Source organism: Cellvibrio sp. PSBB023, assembly GCF_002007605.1.
Classification (GTDB): Bacteria; Pseudomonadota; Gammaproteobacteria; order Pseudomonadales; family Cellvibrionaceae; genus Cellvibrio.
Genome location: NZ_CP019799.1, coordinates 2,570,949 through 2,590,181, shown reverse-complemented (window position 1 = coordinate 2,590,181; position 19,233 = coordinate 2,570,949). Strand labels below are relative to the sequence as shown.

At 50.2% G+C, this 19,233-nt stretch carries 11 protein-coding genes; 6 read left to right on the top strand and 5 right to left on the bottom strand.

Translation table 11 applies throughout. The annotated features are described in order from the left end of the window. Positions 1 to 78: 78 nt before the first annotated feature. A complete protein-coding gene (locus tag B0D95_RS11315) occupies positions 79 to 858 on the top strand; it encodes a LuxR C-terminal-related transcriptional regulator (RefSeq protein WP_078043982.1) in 780 nt (259 codons plus the stop codon). 99 nt (positions 859 to 957) lie between these two features. Beyond that, positions 958 to 2,229: a tyrosine--tRNA ligase gene (tyrS, locus tag B0D95_RS11310; protein ID WP_078043981.1), complete on the top strand. Its 1,272-nt coding sequence runs from the start codon at positions 958 to 960 to the stop codon at positions 2,227 to 2,229. Here tyrS and B0D95_RS11305 read toward each other — a convergent pair. Continuing rightward, positions 2,223 to 3,149, bottom strand: coding sequence for a hypothetical protein (locus B0D95_RS11305; protein ID WP_246841587.1), 927 nt, complete (start codon positions 3,147 to 3,149; stop codon positions 2,223 to 2,225). The two genes, tyrS and B0D95_RS11305, sit on opposite strands and share 7 nt — an antisense overlap. A gap of 199 nt (positions 3,150 to 3,348) precedes the next feature. Between B0D95_RS11305 and B0D95_RS21065 the strand changes: the two genes are divergently transcribed. The 3 genes from B0D95_RS21065 to B0D95_RS11290 are packed head-to-tail and all read left to right on the top strand — an operon-like array spanning position 3,349 to position 9,768. After that, the gene (locus B0D95_RS21065) at positions 3,349 to 4,650 is read left to right on the top strand and encodes a PAS domain-containing methyl-accepting chemotaxis protein (RefSeq protein WP_078043980.1); all 1,302 of its coding nucleotides are present in this window, start codon (positions 3,349 to 3,351) and stop codon (positions 4,648 to 4,650) included. Positions 4,651 to 4,700: 50 nt separating this feature from the next. Continuing rightward, positions 4,701 to 8,807: a CHASE domain-containing protein gene (locus B0D95_RS11295; RefSeq protein ID WP_078043979.1), complete on the top strand. Its 4,107-nt coding sequence runs from the start codon at positions 4,701 to 4,703 to the stop codon at positions 8,805 to 8,807. 4 nt (positions 8,808 to 8,811) lie between these two features. Further along, on the top strand, positions 8,812 to 9,768 hold the full coding sequence (locus B0D95_RS11290; protein WP_078043978.1) for a diguanylate cyclase: 957 nt from the start codon (positions 8,812 to 8,814) through the stop codon (positions 9,766 to 9,768). A gap of 90 nt (positions 9,769 to 9,858) precedes the next feature. Here B0D95_RS11290 and B0D95_RS11285 read toward each other — a convergent pair whose 3' ends face one another. From B0D95_RS11285 to B0D95_RS11270, 4 genes are all read right to left on the bottom strand, one after another. Next, positions 9,859 to 11,721 (bottom strand): TonB-dependent siderophore receptor, encoded by a 1,863-nt coding sequence (locus tag B0D95_RS11285; RefSeq protein WP_078043977.1) that lies wholly within the window; start codon positions 11,719 to 11,721, stop codon positions 9,859 to 9,861. Positions 11,722 to 11,973: 252 nt separating this feature from the next. After that, entirely contained in the window at positions 11,974 to 15,225 is a 3,252-nt protein-coding gene (locus B0D95_RS11280) for a cytochrome c (protein WP_078043976.1), read from the bottom strand. Between the two features lie 113 nt (positions 15,226 to 15,338). After that, positions 15,339 to 16,127: a DUF1080 domain-containing protein gene (locus B0D95_RS11275; protein ID WP_078043975.1), complete on the bottom strand. Its 789-nt coding sequence runs from the start codon at positions 16,125 to 16,127 to the stop codon at positions 15,339 to 15,341. A 205-nt stretch (positions 16,128 to 16,332) separates the two neighbouring features. Beyond that, positions 16,333 to 17,088 (bottom strand): murein L,D-transpeptidase catalytic domain family protein, encoded by a 756-nt coding sequence (locus B0D95_RS11270; protein ID WP_246841586.1) that lies wholly within the window; start codon positions 17,086 to 17,088, stop codon positions 16,333 to 16,335. Between the two features lie 216 nt (positions 17,089 to 17,304). Between B0D95_RS11270 and B0D95_RS11265 the strand changes: the two genes are divergently transcribed. Then, the gene (locus tag B0D95_RS11265) at positions 17,305 to 19,140 is read left to right on the top strand and encodes a murein L,D-transpeptidase (protein WP_246841585.1); all 1,836 of its coding nucleotides are present in this window, start codon (positions 17,305 to 17,307) and stop codon (positions 19,138 to 19,140) included. Positions 19,141 to 19,233 lie beyond the last annotated feature (93 nt).

Genomic DNA, 19,233 nt, shown 5'->3' with positions numbered 1-19,233 from the left:
CTGTAAAAGCCCTCGTTACTTAGGGCTTTTTTCAATCTCGCAACAATTCACAGTCAATAGTCTGAAAGACAGCGCATCATGAGTGATATTCAACAGCTGGCCGATGTGGTGGCCAGTATTAAATCCCCCGGCTTTGGTTCGATGTTGGCGGCCTACTTACAGTCACGCCTTGAGTGCGATCATGTATTAATGCTCGGCTGTCGTACCGACAAGCATCCTATTTATCTTTACGATTCGATTTCCAATAATCGCGATTTTTTATTTCAGCGCTACTTAACCGGCTCTTACCTTGAGGATCCGTTTTATCGCGCCGCACAACAACACGCCCAGGCAGGAGTGTTGCGCTTGGCGGATGTGATCCGCGAGCCCCATGCATTGCGCGATTACCGCGACCACTTCACCTGCAAAACTGCGATGTATGACGAACTCTGTTTGTTTACCCGGTTGGATAGTCACCGTTGGTTGCTGTTGTTCGTCGGCTATGGCGACGAAAACCCAGCGCGTCATCACAAGGCTTATCAGGAATTACTGCGTTTGCAACCCTTGCTGGATGCATTGTTACAACAGCACTGGGGCGCACACAGTTTTAGCCTATCGGCCGGCGCTGCCAATAAAACTGAATTGCAGCAGTTTCTCGCACGCGCCTTGGCATCCTTTGGTGAGCCTGTACTCAGCAAGCGCGAGCAGGAAATTACCTTGTTATTGATTCAAGGTTTTGACTCACAAGAAATTGCGGAGATGTCGGCCATATCGGTGGGTACAGTGAAAAACCATCGCAAAAAAATCTACGCCAAATTGCGCATCGCCTCGCTCAGTGAATTGTTTCAATTGTTCCTGACGCATTTGTTATCGAGTTAATCCGCCCCTCATATTTTCTGCCACTATCCCTATAGGGATATACACGCTGCTCGCACCGCCCATTAGTCTAGTTAGACATTCAATGGGTGGAGCTAAAAGATGACCAACGATTTTTTTGATGAGCTGCAGCAGCGCGGTTTAATTGCACAAACGTCCAATCCGGCGCAATTGCGCGAATGTTTAGCTGTGCCACAAACGGTGTACTGTGGTTTTGATCCTACCGCGGGTAGTTTGCATATTGGTCATTTGGTGCCGCTGTTAATGCTCAAGCGCTTTAGCGATGCGGGGCATAAAGCGATTGCATTAATTGGCGGCGCCACTGGCATGATTGGCGATCCCAGCTTTAAAGCCGCCGAACGCCGTTTAAATACGACAGGGCAGGTTGCGCAGTGGGCCAGTCAACTCAGCGAGCAAATTACCGCTTTAATGTCGCCCCACCTGAATCAGCCATTATGGGTGGCCAATAATGGCGATTGGCTACAACAACTGCCTTTGCTTGATTTCTTGCGCGATGTTGGCAAACATTTTTCCATCAATGCAATGATCCGCAAGGAATCGGTACGGCAGCGATTGGAGCGCCCTGAGCAGGGTATTTCTTTTACGGAATTCAGCTACTCACTGTTACAGGCTTATGATTTTGCCATGCTTAACAAAACTCACGGCTGCACACTGCAAATTGGCGGCAACGATCAATGGGGCAATATTGTGAGCGGTATTGATTTAACACGGCGGCTAAACGGTGCAAAAGTGGATGGCCTCACCTTGCCATTGATCACCAAAGCCGACGGTACTAAATTTGGCAAAACCGAAAGCGGTACTATTTGGTTGGATGCCAGCAAAACCTCGCCTTACCGCTTCTACCAGTTTTGGCTAAACACAGATGACAAGGATGTATACCGCCTGCTGGCCTACTACACCTTTTTATCCTGTGACCAAATAGCGCAGATCGCCGAACAGGATCGCACAGCACCTGGTAAACCATCGGCGCAAGGTATATTGGCAGGGCATGTCACTCGTTTTGTTCATGGCAGCGAAGGTTTGGCGTCGGCACAGCGTATTACCCATGCTTTATTTTCTGGCGGTATAACCGCATTAAGCCTGTCTGAATTACAACAATTAGCGTTGGATGGTTTGCCCTGTGTGACGGTGCAAAAAGAAATGTCGATAGTGGATGCACTCGTGACTTCACAGCTTGCACCATCCAAAAGCAAAGCGCGTGCATTATTGCAAGCCAATGCCATACGCATTAATGGCGAACAAATCGCGGATGGATATTTACTTGAACACTTTGCGCTGTTTGATCGCTACTGGATTTTGCAGCGCGGCAACAAGCATTTTTGTTTGCTGAGTTTGCAGACTGTTACTCAGTGATGGCGGTGATTAAAATCATCGGGCTGAAACCAATAGCGCCGGTTTTTATAATTGGTTGTTGCTGGAATGTTCGGGTTTTTTAATTCGATAACACGCATATCCTCAAGGTGATGAAGCGGGAATGCGTGTCGGGTTAAATCGTGGGATTGCATGTGGCGGATAAACTCGCCGGAGTCGATCATTTTTTCCAGTCCTTGTTCAATCCATTGTGCCAGCGCTTCGTCATCTTTATTGAGAAAAAAATACAAGGTAAATGGATAGTACAGTACCAGATGCTCGTAGAGCACCAAGTCAGGATAGATTTGTTGCCGCACGTAAAGCTCGGAGTAGGGTTCAAAAAAACCGCGTGGGAAATAGTCGCATTCTCGAAGATTTAGTCGTTGAAACATACGTTCAAAGCTCACAATTTCCTGCACGGGTAAGCCGGCCTCTTTTAACACAATGGTATCTGGCCAATGTTTTCCCTGGCAGGCAGTGTAGTTTGCCAGAGCACTCAAGGTGTCAATGTTGTCGAATTCCAGTGCCATATCGCGGCGAATAATAAATCGCCTATAGCCCATTAAGCCTCTGTCGAGTGGAATAGGAATTGCTCGCAATTTTTCTTCGCGGCTTGTATCTGTCCCCATCCAATAGACATCGATAATTTTTCCGCGAATCATCTCCTGAATGCCTTGCTTTTGTTCGATCAGGCGAGTCTCCTGCACCACCGGAACTGTGCGGCCTTCTGCGCCCAATTCCAGTGCACGTTTTAACAGGCTGACGAAATAATCCTGGGCAATAGCAAATTCGGGTTTTGCAGCGGCGACCTTAATGACTGGAGGCCCTCGCGTATCATCCGCTATGGTGAGTGATGTGTAGAGCGCTATCAAAACCAATGCCATTACACGACGAACCCATGTCCATAATGTCGCCATTAACATAAACCCCTTCCTGTTTGCCCACGGTTGCTGCCTGTAGAAAAGTATAGGTGAGCCTTTGTGTGCGGTTTGGAAATCGCAATGTCAAAATACGCTAAGTATTGGCTTTCATATTCCCTGAGTTTTTCATTTAAACAGCAGAATAAGCATTCATAGGCTAGACTTTTTTGTTGTACAAATGTTGGCGCTTATGGAGTTTGAAATGGAGTTACATTTTTGGAAAAAGGCTGTGGATAATAAAGGCGCAGAGGCCGAAGAAAAACTGCGTGAAAGCGAGGATGAGTTTAACGCCATACAACAGAATACAGCCTATATCAGTTTTAACCCGCAGGGTTATATTATTGATGTGAATGATATTTTCCTGGCGGCCGTAGGCTATTCAAAAGCCGAGGTGCTAGGTAAACATCACCGCATTTTTTGCGATGCAAGCTACAGTCAAAGCAGTAGCTACGATCAGTTCTGGAGCGATTTAGCCAACGGCAAAGCCTTTTCCGGAACCTTTGAGCGCTTCAAAAAGAATGGCGAGTCTATTTTTCTGGCAGCGAATTATTTTCCGGTACGCAATCACAATAATATAGTCGTTAAAATTATAAAGATTGCAAATGATGTAACTAAAACACAGCAAGTGCTGGATTCCAAAAATGCGGTGCTGGAAGCCTTGGATAAATCGCTAGCGGTGATTGAGTTTACACCCGATGGCGATATTGTGAATGCTAACGCCAATTTTCTCAGCACCATGGGTTATGAGTTGTCTGCTATTGTCGGTAAAAATCATCGCTTGTTTTGCGACAATGAATTTTACAAAGAGAACCCGGATTTTTGGCGGAAACTCGCGCGCGGTGAGCACTTTTCCGGCCGCTTCAAGCGCAAAGATGCACGCGGTGAAATTGTATGGTTGGAGGCAACCTACAATCCCATTTTTAATCAAGCGGGCAAGGTTTACAAAGTCATCAAGTTTGCATCGGACATCACCGAGCGTGTCAGTACCGCATTGAAAACCGTAGACATGGCGGCGACCACTTCAGAGGAAACCTCACAAATTACCACCAATGCCGTCAGGGTATTGAATGAGGCAGTAGAAACATCGCACAGCATTGCTGATCAAGTGAAAGCGGCGTCGATTATTGGCGCACAGCTAATTTCCCAATCCAAAAGTATTAACGATATTGTCACGACTATTCGCGCCATTGCCGATCAAACCAATTTGCTGGCATTAAACGCTGCCATAGAAGCTGCGCGGGCGGGGGATGCCGGGCGGGGGTTCTCGGTGGTGGCCGATGAAGTTCGAAAGTTGGCTGCCGATACGGCAAAAGCAACCGCAGAAATTGCCAATGTTGTTAAAAATAACACGGCGCTGATTCATCAAGTGGATGAAAAACTGGATGCAATTACCGGCATTGCCCTGCATGGTGAAGACAGTATTAATGAAGTGGCATCCGGGTTGGATGATGTGCGTAACGGCGTAAACCAATTTTTACAAATGGTTGAGATGATGCGCCCTTAATCCCGGCATCTTCAATTTGCTAATCAAACCCCATTGAGCTCCGGATACTTATGAAGCAACGCAGGCTGATACTGTTAGTTTTTTCCATGATGGCGGTATTGTTCAGTGGCATATTGGCTACGCTCTATATTGTTCATCAGGAATCGGCTAGCAATAGTCGTGTGGTGAAGCGCGAGCTGGAGTCCAAAGGCAATGAGGTCGAGCGAGATTTAGCGGCGCGCTTGCGTATTTATGAATACCGCTTGCGCGGTATGCGCGGCGCTATTCATATGGTTGGCTTGGCTGACCTTAATCGTACCTTGATTACGCGCTACAGCAAGGCGCGCAATGTACAGCAGGAATATCCCGGTGCGCGCGGTTTTGGTTTTATCCGCAAAGTAACACAAAGTGATAAAGACAGTTTTATTATTAATGCTAAAGCAGATGGTTGGCCCGACTTTACTATCCGCCAATTTGAGCCACACTCAGATGATTTATTTGTTGTGCAATATATTGATCCGCCAGGCATTAATCATGAAGCCATAGGTATCGATATCGCCTCTGAAGCACGGCGCAAAGAAGCTGCGATTAGTGCCATGCAAAGCGGCAATGCAACACTGACTGCACCCATCACCTTAATTAATGAAATTGGCGAACCCTTGCGTTCATTTTTATTTTTATTGCCCATTTATCGCACCGCTGAAACGCCGGACACTATTATTCATCGTACCGAAAGTGTGATCGGGTGGAGCTATGCTCCGTTGGTTATGCGTGAGGTAATGGCGTCGCTGAACCTCTCTGATCGCCAGTTGCACCTGGCCTTATTTGATGTGACTGATCACAGTGCGATTCAACCGATTTTTGAATCGGAAGATACGCACCCTGACCCGGAACATACCAATACCTATGTAGTTGAGCGCGAGGTTTACGGGCGCACCTGGCGCTTTGAAGTCAGTGCCTATTCAAGTCTTATTGAATCCCTTGAGCCGGTAAAAACCGTCAATATTTTAATAATCGGTATATTGGCTTCGCTTATGCTCACTGCAATGATTGGTGCATTTATGTTGTCGCGGCAACGCCAGCACGAAGTGAGTGCCGGTCAAGCACGGCTTGCAACTATAGTGGAAAACTCCAGTGACGCGATTATTGGTGAAGCGCTGGATGGCACCATCATTACCTGGAACCGCGCTGCCGAGCAGATGTTCGGTTACACCGAAGCAGAAGTCTTGGGGCAGCCACTGGCACCTTTACTTGTACCCAGTGAACGGCTGTGGGAGGACCATAAACTCCTTGAACAAGTGTCGCGTGGTGAACGTGGCTCCACTATGGAAACCCAGCGTACCCACAAAGGTGGCGAGTTAATTGATGTCACCATTACCTGCAGTATGATTCGCGAGAGTGATGGCAGGATTTTGGGCGTTGCTAAATTAATGCATGACATTAGCGACCGCAAACGTGCTGAGCAATACCTGAAAGATTTCAATGCAAAACTTGAACTGGAAGTGAGTGAACGAACCGCCGAATTGTCGCGTGTGGCCAGCTTGCTTCAAGCGGTACTCAATGCCTCTTCTGAGGTATCTATTGTGGCGACGGATATTGAGGGCCGCGTGATTATTTTTAATCGCGGTGCTGAATTATTATTAGGCTACAGTGCAAGTGAAATGATCAATGTAAAAACGCCACATTGTTTTCATCTGCAACACGAAATCGATCAGCGCTTGGTTGAGTTGCGTGCGGAATATGGCAACGACATTCGCGATGCAGATGTGTTTTATGTGAAGGCTGATCGAGAAGGTGCTGAGACACGCCAATGGACTTATGTGCGAAAAGACGGCAGTTATGTGCCGGTATCCTTGGTGGTCACCGCGATACAAACCGCTGATGGTAAATTGATTGGCCACTTGGGTATGGCGGAGGATATTACCGAAAGACTGCGCATTAACGCGGAGTTGCATTTGGCAAAATCGACTGCTGAGCGGGCAAACGCGGCCAAGAGCTTATTTCTGGCCAACATGAGCCATGAAATCCGTACACCGATGAATGCCGTGATTGGTATTGCCCATTTGCTGGAAAATACCCAACTGGATGAGCATCAAAAAAATCTGCTCGGTAAATTACAAATTGCCGGCCGCACCTTGCTCGGCATTATTAATGACATTTTGGATATCGCCAAAATTGAATCCGGTGAAATGCGCATTGAAAAAGCGCCATTTAATCCGCGTCAGTTGTTATCGGATATTCGTGAACTGTTTGCGCCACAAGCTGATGCCAAAGGCTTGAACTTTGTTATTCGCGGTGTAGCGAGCCTGCCGTTTTTGGTGATGGGCGACAGCCTGCGCGTCAATCAAATATTAATGAACCTGATCGGTAATGCCATCAAATTTACCGCAGAGGGTTTTGTTGAATTGAACGTGGCATACGATGACCACGAATTGTTGCAGTTGGCAGTCAAGGATAGCGGTTGCGGTATCGATGATGTTGCCATCGAAAAACTATTTACGCCTTTTACCCAAGCGGATGACTCTACTACCCGCAAGTATGGTGGCACTGGTCTTGGTTTGTCTGTGGTTCGTGGCCTCACCGAAAAAATGGGCGGCACAGTCAGTGTAAAAAGCGAGCTGGGTGTTGGCAGTGAATTCAAAGTGATATTACCCTTGCCGCTATTGGAATCTGATGTTGATGTGTCAGTGGCCAGCCATTGTTTAAGAGTTGTGGTGTTGGGGGTTGCGCCGGAAAAACACGTCCTGAGTAGCTATTGCCATGCATTGGGGTGGCAGGTATCACTTATGCCTAGCCTTGAAGCGCTAATCACCTATATAAAAGAAAAATTGGCTCAAGGTATAGGCTTGCCCGATATATTGATAATCGATAGAACGTTATTGGGCGCGCAAGGAAGCCGGGAATATCAGAATCTGCAGGCATTGCAGCGCGCAGCCATTATTCCCATTATTGTTATCCAGTCACCTCAGGATGCAGACGCTCCGCTCGCGGAGATTGATGGAAGATTGCCGCTGCGAATATTGGCGCGACCCGTTACTGCTATTACATTGTTTAATCAGGTTAACACCTGTTTGCTCGAACATCTCAAAACGACAGACAAGGTTATGTCAGCCACCAGATTGGATACTGCAAATATTCAGTGGTTAAATGGTTTGAGATTATTATTGGTGGATGACAGCGACCTTAATCTTGAAGTGGGGAGTTTGCTATTAACCCTTCAGGGAGCCGAGGTGCAATTGTGCAGCACGGGACAAGAGGCCTTGGATCAGTTGGCAAGTCACCCGGATGCAATTGATGCTGTATTAATGGATATTCAAATGCCGGAAATGGACGGTTATGAAGCGACTCGTATTATTCGCCATAACATGGGCATCACAACGCTGCCGATTATTGCGCTAACAGCAGGTGCATTGGCAGAGGAAAAGCAGCGTGCGCTTGCGGCGGGCATGAATGATTTTTTAAGCAAGCCACTGGATTTGTCGGTATTAATTCGTGCGGTAAGAAAATTAATTGAACAACATCAGCAGCGTCCTATTGCCGTAGTCGCAGAGGATAGCGATAAGCCAGCTAACTCATCCTGGCCCTCCATTGCCGGTTTGCAACTCGATGGTGTAGCTGCGCGATTTGGCAATGACTTTGAATTATTTTTATCATCACTGCGCCGTTTATTTTCAGAATTTTCTGATTGGTTAGATGCGTCGCAGGTGGATGAATTATCGCATGAAAAAACAAGTGAACTACTGTCGCGCTTGCACAAGTTTCGCGGTATGGCTGGTGTTATTGGCGCGAGCGAATTGTGTACATCGGCTGCTGATATCGAACAGAACCTTAAACAAGGTGAAGCGATAGAGGCGCAACGGCAATCCCTGTACGAATTAATGGTGGGGTTCGGCGCATTACAGCTAGCGGCTGCAGAGTTTATCGCCACCCAACCACAGGCTCCCACCGCTTCCAGCGAAAATCTGGAGGCATCGCAGAGTGCACTAACGCAACTGCTGCATGCTCTTCACGCTAAAGACATGGCCGCGATTGATCTGTTCCCACCCGCTGCGCAGGCACTGGAATCTATTGGTGGTAAAGCTTGGGTGGACAATCTGTGGGGCGCGGTTGACGACTTACGTTTCCAGGACGCCATACGCTTGTTATCAGAACAGGGCGTTATACGACAGGATGACTGACCTCATGAATGAACAATCCCGCTTGCTGATTATTGATGATGATGTATCTGCGATTCGCGTGCTGAGTAAAGTGCTTGGCGGCTTGGGCGAAATTCGTTTTGCAACCTCGGGTGAGGAGGGAATCCAGCTCGCCGTGGAAAAGCTACCCGACCTTATTTTGTTGGACGCCGAAATGCCGGGTATGTCTGGTTTTGATGTATGCAAATCGCTAAAAAGCGATAGCACCTTGCAACATGTTCCGGTGATTTTTATTACCAGTCATACGGAATCTGAAATGGAAGAGGCTGGCCTATTATTAGGCGCGGTTGATTTTATTGGCAAACCGATTCGACCCGCTATTGTTGCCGCCCGTGTTAAAACACACCTCAATTTAAAACTGGCATTGGATCGCCTTAATCATTTGGCTCAAACCGATGGACTAACTGGCCTGGCAAATCGCCGCGCACTGGATACCGCCATTCAAAAAGAATGGTTCCGCTGCCGGAGAAGCAAACGCCCTATGTCGTTACTCTTGCTGGATATTGATTACTTTAAAAAATACAACGACACCTACGGCCATTTGGCTGGTGATGACTGTTTGATTAGCGTGGCTAAATTATTGCTGTCCAGCGTAAATCGCAGCGTCGACATGGTGGCTCGCTATGGCGGTGAAGAATTTGCACTGCTCTTGCCTGAAACAGATGCCTGCGGCGCTGTAGAAATTGCCGAAAAAATAATTGCCAACATACGAGCATTAGCACTGCCCCACGCCGTGACAGATAATGGCATAGTGACTCTCTCCATAGGCATTGCCAGCTTCTGCTCCAGCAGCCGATGCTGGGATAATGCCGGCAAAGAAGACCGCAACCACACCACCAATCCCCACAGCGCCACAGACCTGCTGGACGTAGCCGACCGCGCACTCTATACCGCAAAACACGCCGGTCGAAATCGCTACAGTTTTTTGTCTATTGATCTGTGAATGGTTGCTGTTTTTTGTGAAGTGCTCTCCATAAAAAAACGCCCAAGCAAAAAAAATGCTTGGGCGTTTTTGTTTATGCTGCATCTAAAATTAAAAACTTAACCGCAGGTTCAGTTTTGCCAAGCGCCTGGGAGCGGGGAAGCCTATGTCGGTGTAGTAGGTTTCGTCGGCGAGGTTTTCCAGCGTCAACCCAAGTTGGGTATTGGTGTTGATGTTCCAACGGATGTTAGCGTCGATGCGGTTGTAGGCATCCAGAATTTCTTCTACGCCAATTCCGGTGTAACGGCTAACCGCAAAGCGTTCATCCACACGCAGGTAGTTAAGGTTGAATGACCATGCATCATTCAGGGTGTAGTAGAGCGCGCTGCCGTAGGTGGCTTGTGGGCGACCAAGCAGGTGGGTGGTTGAGCTGGGCATGTCGATATCGGCGTAGCTGCCGTGGAGGCGCCAGTGCAAGTTTTGCAGTAATTGCCAATTGAGTTCTGCTTCCACGCCTTGGGTTTTTACCGGTGGGCGGTTGACGTTGGTATTGTTCTCGCCGTCGTAATCAATCAGGTTTTTGTATTTGTGATTAAACACGCTGAAGCGGGCGCTGATTAAGTCGCGCGTATATTCAATACCGGTATCCGCGGTGGTGACAGTTTCTTCCAGTAAATCGGGGTTGCCGACAAACGGGTGACCGAGTGCAAAAAAGCTGGGCAATTTAAAGCCTTGCCCCCAGTTGGCAAACCAGGAAATGTGGTCGTTAATTTTGTAGCGTGTTCCTATGTGACCGGAGTCGTTGGCGGCGACATTATCGGCATCGTCACGGCGCAGGCTGGCTTGCACCAGCCAGTTATCGACCACATAGCTATTCACGTTGATAAACGCGCTGTTTATTTCGCGATCCAATGCGAAATTCAAGGGGAATACATCCGGTGCGAATAAATAACCCTGGCTAATACCATCTTCGCGTTTGGTTTCTACACCAATGTTCGCCCAGGTTTTTTGTTGATCGCCGAGGGTGTTGATCCAACTGAATTGGGTGCGTTCAAAATCAATAACTGCACCGTTAGGTGGTATGGGGTCAAACGGCAAGATGCCGGGTGTTGTTTGATTTTCATCGCGCTGATACCAGCTCGCGCTGGTTTTGCTTTGCCAGAAATCGTTAACTTGCATAGTCCAGCTAAGGGCTGCGCTTTTATCGGTGTATTCACCGCTGTCCAGATCTGGCTGCTGTGCATATTCCGGCCCACCGCTTTGCTCGGGGAAACTGGTGCGTTCGCCATCAAAATAGCGATAACTAAAATTCAACGCATGGTTTTCCTGTTGCCAATTCAAACGGCCCGAAAATTCTTTGTTTTTTGCGGTGCTGCCCACAACGGGTTCACCTGCATCAGTGGTTTGAATATTGAATGCATAACCTACTTGACCGATTGTGCCGCTCGCGGCCACGCCGGTGCTGGCGTAATCGTCTTCGCCGATACTGGCATTCAAGGTGGTGGATTGTTTGCCCGGTGTTTTAGTGATGATGTGAATGACACCGGCGAGGGCATCGGAACCGTAGATGGCGGATTGTGCGCCGCGAATAATTTCAATGCGTTCGATGGACTCGATATTAATGCCTTTTAAATCAAAGGCGCCGCCACGGCTATTGGTGGGGTCATTTAATTGCACGCCGTCGAGCAGTACCAGTGTGTGGTTGGCTTCCGAACCGCGTAAATTGATGGAGGTCACGCCGCCGGGGCCGCCTTGTTCTTCCACCCACAGGCTTGGAATTTGGCGCAGTGCATCAATCAAGCTGTGATTGCTTAGTTGCAGTAGTTGTTCTTGATTTAACACCGAAACAGACGAGGACAGTTGTTCATTCGTGACCGGGCTGTAGCTGCCGGTAACGATTAATTCTTCGGTGGCGGATAAAGCGGGCAGGGTGATTAGTGCTGCAATTAGCGGGGTCAAACGGAAGTGTTTCATGTATGTCCTTAATCGCTATCTACAAAAAACCTTCGCTGATAGATAAATGGACTCCGTCATTCACTCCGGGACACGCCGTGAATTCCCTTCGGGGCCTGCCCACAATAAATTGTGGGCGTTCCGTGCACGCAAAACATGTTTTGCTTAACGTGCACTGCACCCCTGTAGGCTCAGCGTCGACATCCTGTCTCCGATGGTCCCGGAGCAAATGCCGGATTCCATTTTTATCGCAAGTGGATAATTTGTAGAAAATTAATTTTTAGCAGCAGGAAATTTATAGAGTGTGTAATACGCTTCCATTTTTTCCGGTGCATCTTTGGTAAATAGTGTCTTGCTGTCGAGGTTGGCATGATACACCCGCGCAGTTTGGTGTGGGTGAACCTTTGCCTGTGCCAGCGATGCTAAATCAATCTCGATACTTTTGCGATCAGCACTGATGCGCAGGGCGCTGATGGTTTCTTTCTGCATGCCCAGTTCATCCGAACCGTACTCGGCGGCATCACGGTATACCCAGGACTCCAGCGCCAGCAGTGACTTGAGCGCATCGCTGGTGATGGAGGCCGCCAGTGGCTGGGTTAATTGCAGGCTGAAGCCGGTCGCTGTTGCCAGCATTTCGTGAATCGCTGGTGCGACGGTTTTGCCATCCCACACAATGCGCTGAAGGCTGGCGACATGGCCGCCTTTTGCCTGCCAGCCGCGGCCGGTTTGACCGAGCAGCAGGCTGCCATCTTTCAGGAATAGTGGACGCATTACACCGGATTCCAAACCATCAATAAATGGCATAACGCTGCCTTGCTCTTTGCCATCCACATTTTGTACGGCAATGCGCAGCAAGTTGGATTGGGTTTGATCGCCCATCAGCATTTGCCCAGTGAAGGGGCCGAATTTGCCTTTGGTGGTATCCCACGCCGGGTGGCCGGGCGAGTTGGCTACGCGGTTGTGTGGCAACAGAATAATCGCATCGGTGCGTTTATCGAGCATGCTGTCGCGGGTTTTTTCGGCTATCTCCGGTGTTACGCCGGGCAGGTCAACCAACGCGGATGGATGGCCGTAGTAGGCGCCTTTTTCGAGCACAAAAATCTTGGAGGTGCTCATGTATTCGCCTTGGTTATCCGAGTACCAGATGCGACCATCAGGCGCTGTGCCCAAACCGGCGGGGCTGCGCAGGCCGTAAGCCCATGGGGTGAATTTGCCATTGGGTTCTACGCGGATATTCCAGCCGCCCATGCCGCCCTGGGTGCCCATGTATTGACCGCCAGCCTTGTAGCTGGAGCCGCTGTCGTCGTGGGCCAGGTTCAGGCTGATGTAGTAGGCGCCGTCGCTGCCACGGGTTGGGCCGTGCATGTAGGTGTGATAGTTGCCGTGATAGGAGTGGGCATCGAACAGGGTTTCGTATTTATCCGCAATACCGTCGCCGTTGGTGTCGCTGATGCGCGTCAACTCGGCTTTTTGACCCACAACCACGCTAAGGCCTTTTTTGTCCTCGGCGATTACACCCAGACTGTCAAAAGTGCCGTCGGCAAACAGGTGCCATTGGCCTTTCACCAGGCGCCAGATACCGGCGGTACGGGTAGCAATTACTACCGTGTTGTCTTCAGTCAGGCTCAGGCCCAGCGCTTCAAATAATTGCTCGCGGCCAAAGTTGTCTTTGGGCGGGTAGTAGCTTTCTACGCTGTAACCTGCCGGCATATTGGCCTTGGATTCGGTGATTTTTACCGGCTGTTTGCGATAGTCAAACTTCACCGCTTCCGGGCGCCAGGCATTATTTGCCAACGTCATTTTGGCGGTCAAGGTGGCGTTGGTTTTACCGGCGGGTAAAGTCCATTGCTGATTGGCAAGCTGACCTTGTTTGCTGGCAATGTTTTGCAATGCATCACTATTGAGCGCGAAGGTTTGTGGGCTGCCCAGCTCACCCGTGAGGTTAACGGTTACTGTGCCATCGGCGGCGATAGTTGTGCGTATGTCCAGGGTGTTTTTGCCTACGCGATACTGGAAGCTCGGCAACTGCTGTTTTTGCTTGGAGTCGCGGCTGTAACCCAGGAATTGGGCATCCATAGCGGCAACGCGCGCCAAGTGGTCTTCTTTGCTATCGAGTGAGGCTTTTACGGTAGCGGCATCGCCAAAGCGAGCTTCCTTGAAGGAGAAATCAATGGCTTCGCTTTTGGCATTCAGCGGCGCGATTAAAAAGGGCTTGCTACCCAGATTAATTTCGCGGCTTTCGTAGCCCATCTTTAAACCTTTGCCGCCGCGATTCAAAAACTCGCCGGTCATGTCCAGGAAGCCGCCTTGCCAAATTTTGGTGATGGCGAGCAGGCGTGGGTCAAAGGTGTAGTTCACACCCCAAGGAGTGCCCACATGAATAGCGCGGCCAGAACTGCCGAATTCGCCGGTCAATGCCATGGGGCCGCGCTGGATGCGCACTTCATCGCCCACTAAAAATTGCAGGCGATCTTTTACTGGGTCGTATTCTTCGGCACCGGTCTGTGCGAGCAGTTTAATTGCCGGGCCCTGTTCGGCAGGAACGTTCAGGGTCGCGAGGTAATCGCCAATCGCATCAATTTGCATATCACTCAATACCTGCGCGGAAAACGCGGGCATGATCGGCAGGAAGGCTTCGCCTTTTTTAGCGCCGCTCTCGGCAATGGCTAATTGTGCTTCCGGTTCACGCAGGCTGCGGTGCAGGTATTGGCGATCCGCTTTGATGGTGAAGCGATGACCTTCGCCGCCTTCCACGACTTCGCGGTTGCGCGGTTCGCGTTTGAACAAACCATAGAGGTTAGGGCCGGTGCTGACACCGCTGTCATCCTTGGAAATCAAGTGACAAGCATTACAGCCGACAGAGTCAAAGGTTTCTTTACCCAGTGCGACAAAATCCACCAGCTCTTTTTCATTGGTGGCTTCGCCTGAGGCTTTGGGTGGTTTAACCAGCGAGAAATCGGCACCTGCCAGGGTGAAGTTACGCAGTGCCAACTGGCCTTTTTTGACCAGAAAACTGGTCGGACCGCCCGAACCTTCCCACGGAATACTGGAGCCTTCGCTCAGGCCGGTGCGGATGTCATTCGTCAACACCGGCTCGCCATTAATGGTTACTTCCAGAATCAAGGCTGGTTCGGTTTTGATACTGGCTTCGTTATAGCGTGGTGCGCGAAATTTAGCGCGCAAATGCTGCCATTCGTTGGTGATATTTTTTAAATCAACCGAGTAGCGGCCTTGAATAAACAATTTTGCATCGCTGCCTTCAGTGACCAAAAACTCCGTATCAAGCACGGAATCGCCCAGCCACTCGTGGGCAACCAGATGTTCGCTGCTGCTGGCATTGAGAGCGAGAATAGTACCGTCTTTGCTGGTGGGAGCCAGTTGTAATTTATTGCCTACGGCACTGGCTTTGGTGGTGGTCACCCAAGCGCTGTTAGCCTTGAAAAAATCGGCGGGGTTTTGTGCATAGAGCGGCATGCCAAGGGCGATCAGCGAGCCTAGCAGTGCGGTTTTTTTAAGTAGAGACATAATCTATACCAGTGCGATGTCATGAAAAAAGCGCCGCAGTGTTAGCTGCGGCGCAAAGAAGTTGACAGTTTCTACAAGATCAAACTGTCAGCGGACAGATAAAACGGGAGGAATTAGAGTTTGCGCAGCCAGATATTACGGAAGCTAACTGGATTGCCGTGGTCTTGCAGGCGCAGTGGCGCACAGCCGTGAGCTTCGTAAACCGGCTTGCCAATCCATGCGGTAGCGCCCTGGATTTCAACATGGTTCTGTACCAGAACACCGTTATGTAGCACAGTCACGTAGCCGGGTTTGGTGAGCTTGTCACCATCAAATTTGGGCGAGGTAAAAATAATGTCGTAAGTCTGCCATTCGCCCGGTGCACGGGTGGCGTTTGCCAACGGGATAGTTTGCTTGTACACCGAACCGGCCTGACCGTTGGGGTAGGTTTTGTTGTTGTAGGAATCCAACACCTGGATTTCGTAGCGTTCCTGGAAGAACACACCGCTGTTGCTGCGGCCTTGGCCTTCCAGCAATTTGCCATCGGCACCAGTAATCTTGGTCGGGGTTTTCCATTCGATGTGCAGTTGCGCATCGCAGAAGGATTCTTTGGTGCGAATATCGCCTTTACCGGCCGCTACTGTCAGCGCGCCTTTCCCAACAGTCCAAGCCGCGGCACCGCCGTTGACTGACTCCCATTTGCTCAGGTCTTTGCCATCGAACAACACTACGGCGTCGGAGGGCGCTGCATTAACCGGCGTGGATACTACCGGCGGTACAGGCTCCCATACTTCGGTTTCCTCGGCGAGTTGCCAGGGTTCTTTTTTGCTGTCGTCGGCAGCAAGGGTGAGGGTACTGATGGAGCAAGCCGCAAAAGCCAATAAAACCGGCGCGACTGCATTTTTTAATGGGTTGTTTTTCATGGTGTGTTTTCCCCTTGAACTATCTAATCGTTGTTATGCTTGTAATCACATTGACTATATATAACTGCTCGCCTGTCGATCAGCGACAGGTTTTACACAGCTTGATAAATTAATCTGATTAATGAGGGTTTGATTAACATGTCTTAACAGACATCTGGTTGGCGCCTGCATCGTCCTGTGCAGGCTCCATTGAGGGGAGGCGTATTTAGCGGAAATCTTGTTGTGCCAGTTGTTCGCGACCGCTGCAATTTAAAAACTTGGATGATGCCAGCCAGTGCTTATCAGGATAGTAGGAAAACAGGAATTGATCACCCTTAATTGTGTCAATCACCTTGCGGGCAATGCCGTTACGCACCGCTGGGCAGCCATAGCTGCGGCCCAAATGGCCGAGCTTTTGGGCCAGTTTTAAATCCACATAGGGCGCACCGTGGAAAACAATGGCGCGCTCCATAGCCTTATCGTTAAAGCCTTCTTCCAATCCTTCCATCCGCAGTGAATAGCCATTGGCACCCATGTAGGTTTCTTTGGTACGGAACAGGCCAAGGCTGGTTTGCAAGCTGCCATAGGTGTTGGAGAAATGACGGGCAAAGTTCTCACCGGTATTTTTGCCGTGAGCCACCAGTTCGTGGAACAGCAACTTGCCATTAATCAAGTCAAACACCCACAGGCGCTTTTGGGTGGAAGCGAGGGAATAGTCGATCAGTGTCAGGTTGCGCGCAGGCTCCATGCCATTTTTGATGGCGCAATCAAGCGCGGTGAGCGCCATGTTTATCACTTGGGGGTTAGCGGCAGGTGCTGCGCGGGTCAGGCGATCAACCAAATTCAGAAAGGATGGGTCTTTGCCAAACGCCGGATGCATAAACGGGTTTTGCGTACGATCCTGATTAGCGAAAGCGCTGGCACAACACAATGCCAGTAGGCCGGCCGAAAAAGACAAGGCCCTGAAAAATGAGTACAACATGGACATCCCCGGACACACTGGGTTATTAAAGTTGTAGCGGCCCTGCTAGGTGAACTTATGTTGTTACCGGCACTATAGCGGTAAGCGTTTGAATGCTAGCATCATGAAAGAGGTGCGGCAAATAACAATTGGTCAAAAATCATGCTGGGTTTGGGCCGTTTGTTGTCGTTTTGTGAGATTCATGTTGTTTTTTCAAGCGTGCAGGAGCGCTCGTTTATGCGGTTGTTATTAACCTTGGGCTTGGTGATAAGCCTGTCTGTCACGGCACAAGACGCCAGGGAGACTGACACCAGTCTGCGCGGTGTGGCGAATAGTCTGTTAGTGCAGGCCTTGGAATCACGTGTGCTGGCCTTGCAGGTTCCTGTGGGTGATCCGCTGTCGATAAAACCGGTCAGTCCGGTGGCGCAGGCCGTAGGCAGTTTTTATGAGCAGCGCGGTTATCAGCCGGTCTGGACAGACCCGGTACGCTTGCAAGCGCTCATTGAGGCGCTGGAAGGTCTGGTTGCCGATGGCCTTGAACCGGAGGATTACTCCGTCACCTTCCTGCGCCAAATGCATGATCAGCTGCAAATAGATCGGCAGCCTCCAGCGAGCGAACAGGTGGAGTGGGAGCTCCTGGCGACCAACGCCTATCTGCGTGCGCTCTATCATCTTTTTAATGGCAAGGTGAATCCGGCCGGACTTGACCCCCAGTGGAACTTTGAGCTGAATGAACTCTCGCCATTGGTGGTAGCGGGATTGATGAATGAAGGTGTTGAGTCGAGTCGCATTGCCGATATCTTTGCCCAGACCCGCCCCCAGCATCCAGCCTATGCCAGTTTAAAGGCTGGATTGGCGCGCTATCGCCAACTGGCTGCTGCCGGCGGTTGGCCTTCACTGCCAGCGGGCCCTACGCTCAAGCCCTGTATGATTGATCCGCAGGTGAGTTTTTTACGTCAGCGTTTACTGGCAACCGGTGACTATTTACCCGTCTCGCCACACGAGCAAGACGAAGCCGTGGCCAAGTGTATTGCCGCCAATAGCGCCAGTGCGCAAGCCAGCTCGGCCGCTAGCAGCGAAGGCGATGCATCGGCTGATGCCGTTGTAACATCGGTGGCCGCAAGTACCGACAGCAGTTCAGCGAGCAGCAGTAGTGCTGCGCCGGTTAATAGCGATGAGGTGTTCGATGAATACCTGGTGGCCGCGGTGAAACAGTTCCAGCGCGATCAATACCTGGATGACGACGGTGCCATAGGCCCGGCGACGCGCGCCGCGTTAAATGTGTCGGCGCAATCCCGCGTGGATCAAATCCGCGTCAATCTTGACCGTGCGCGCTGGCTGCTGCACAACATTCCTGACGATTTGTTATTGGTGGATATCGCCGGTTTCAAAATCACCTATTTCAAAGGCGGCAAAGAAGCGTGGCGATCGCGGGTGCAGGTGGGGATGTCATATCGCACTACGCCTGTCTTTAAATCCGAGGTCAACTACATCACTCTCAATCCTACCTGGACGGTTCCCCCCACTATTTTGCGTAAGGATATCCTGCCCAAGCTGCGCAAGGATCTGAACTACCTGCGTGAACACAATATTCGCGTGCTCGATAGCAATGGCAAACAGCTGGATCCGGCAACGATCGACTGGAATCGCCCCGGTAATGTCACCCTGCGTCAGGATGCGGGCCCGGATGCCGCCTTGGGCAAGGCGGTGATCCGTTTCCCCAATCCTTATTCGGTGTACCTGCACGATACGCCTCATCAAAAGTTATTTAACAAAAGCCAGCGCGCTTTCAGTTCGGGGTGCATCCGCGTGGAGCGCGCGCTGGAGTTGGTGGATTTGTTGCTGTCAGAAAACCCTGACTGGAACAGTTCCCGCATTGCACTCGCTTCCGGTAAAACCCGCAATGTAACACTCGTCAAGCGGGTGCCCATCATGCTCGCCTATTGGACAGTGGATGCCGTGAGCGAATCAAAAGTGGCTTTCAAGCCAGATATCTATGCCCGCGATGGTGCGGTATTGGCGGCACTGAACCAGCGCGTTAACCAGCCGCTGTTGAGTGTGATAACGGAATAGCGAGGCTTTTAGGGCGGTGATAGGCCAGTTTTAGCTGTTATTGCGGTTTTTTTTACTGTGACAGGGTTGGCGCATTTGTAATTGTTGCCAGTC

Bases quoted from the DNA above. Each gene is read 5' to 3' on its own strand.
- B0D95_RS11315 (WP_078043982.1), top strand. From the start codon at position 79: ATGAGTGATATTCAACAGCTGGCCGATGTGGTGGCCAGTATTAAATCC.
- tyrS (WP_078043981.1), top strand. From the start codon at position 958: ATGACCAACGATTTTTTTGATGAGCTGCAGCAGCGCGGTTTAATTGCA.
- B0D95_RS11305 (WP_246841587.1), bottom strand. From the start codon at position 3,149: ATGTTAATGGCGACATTATGGACATGGGTTCGTCGTGTAATGGCATTG.
- B0D95_RS21065 (WP_078043980.1), top strand. From the start codon at position 3,349: ATGGAGTTACATTTTTGGAAAAAGGCTGTGGATAATAAAGGCGCAGAG.
- B0D95_RS11295 (WP_078043979.1), top strand. From the start codon at position 4,701: ATGAAGCAACGCAGGCTGATACTGTTAGTTTTTTCCATGATGGCGGTA.
- B0D95_RS11290 (WP_078043978.1), top strand. From the start codon at position 8,812: ATGAATGAACAATCCCGCTTGCTGATTATTGATGATGATGTATCTGCG.
- B0D95_RS11285 (WP_078043977.1), bottom strand. From the start codon at position 11,721: ATGAAACACTTCCGTTTGACCCCGCTAATTGCAGCACTAATCACCCTG.
- B0D95_RS11280 (WP_078043976.1), bottom strand. From the start codon at position 15,225: ATGTCTCTACTTAAAAAAACCGCACTGCTAGGCTCGCTGATCGCCCTT.
- B0D95_RS11275 (WP_078043975.1), bottom strand. From the start codon at position 16,127: ATGAAAAACAACCCATTAAAAAATGCAGTCGCGCCGGTTTTATTGGCT.
- B0D95_RS11270 (WP_246841586.1), bottom strand. From the start codon at position 17,088: ATGTTGTACTCATTTTTCAGGGCCTTGTCTTTTTCGGCCGGCCTACTG.
- B0D95_RS11265 (WP_246841585.1), top strand. From the start codon at position 17,305: ATGCGGTTGTTATTAACCTTGGGCTTGGTGATAAGCCTGTCTGTCACG.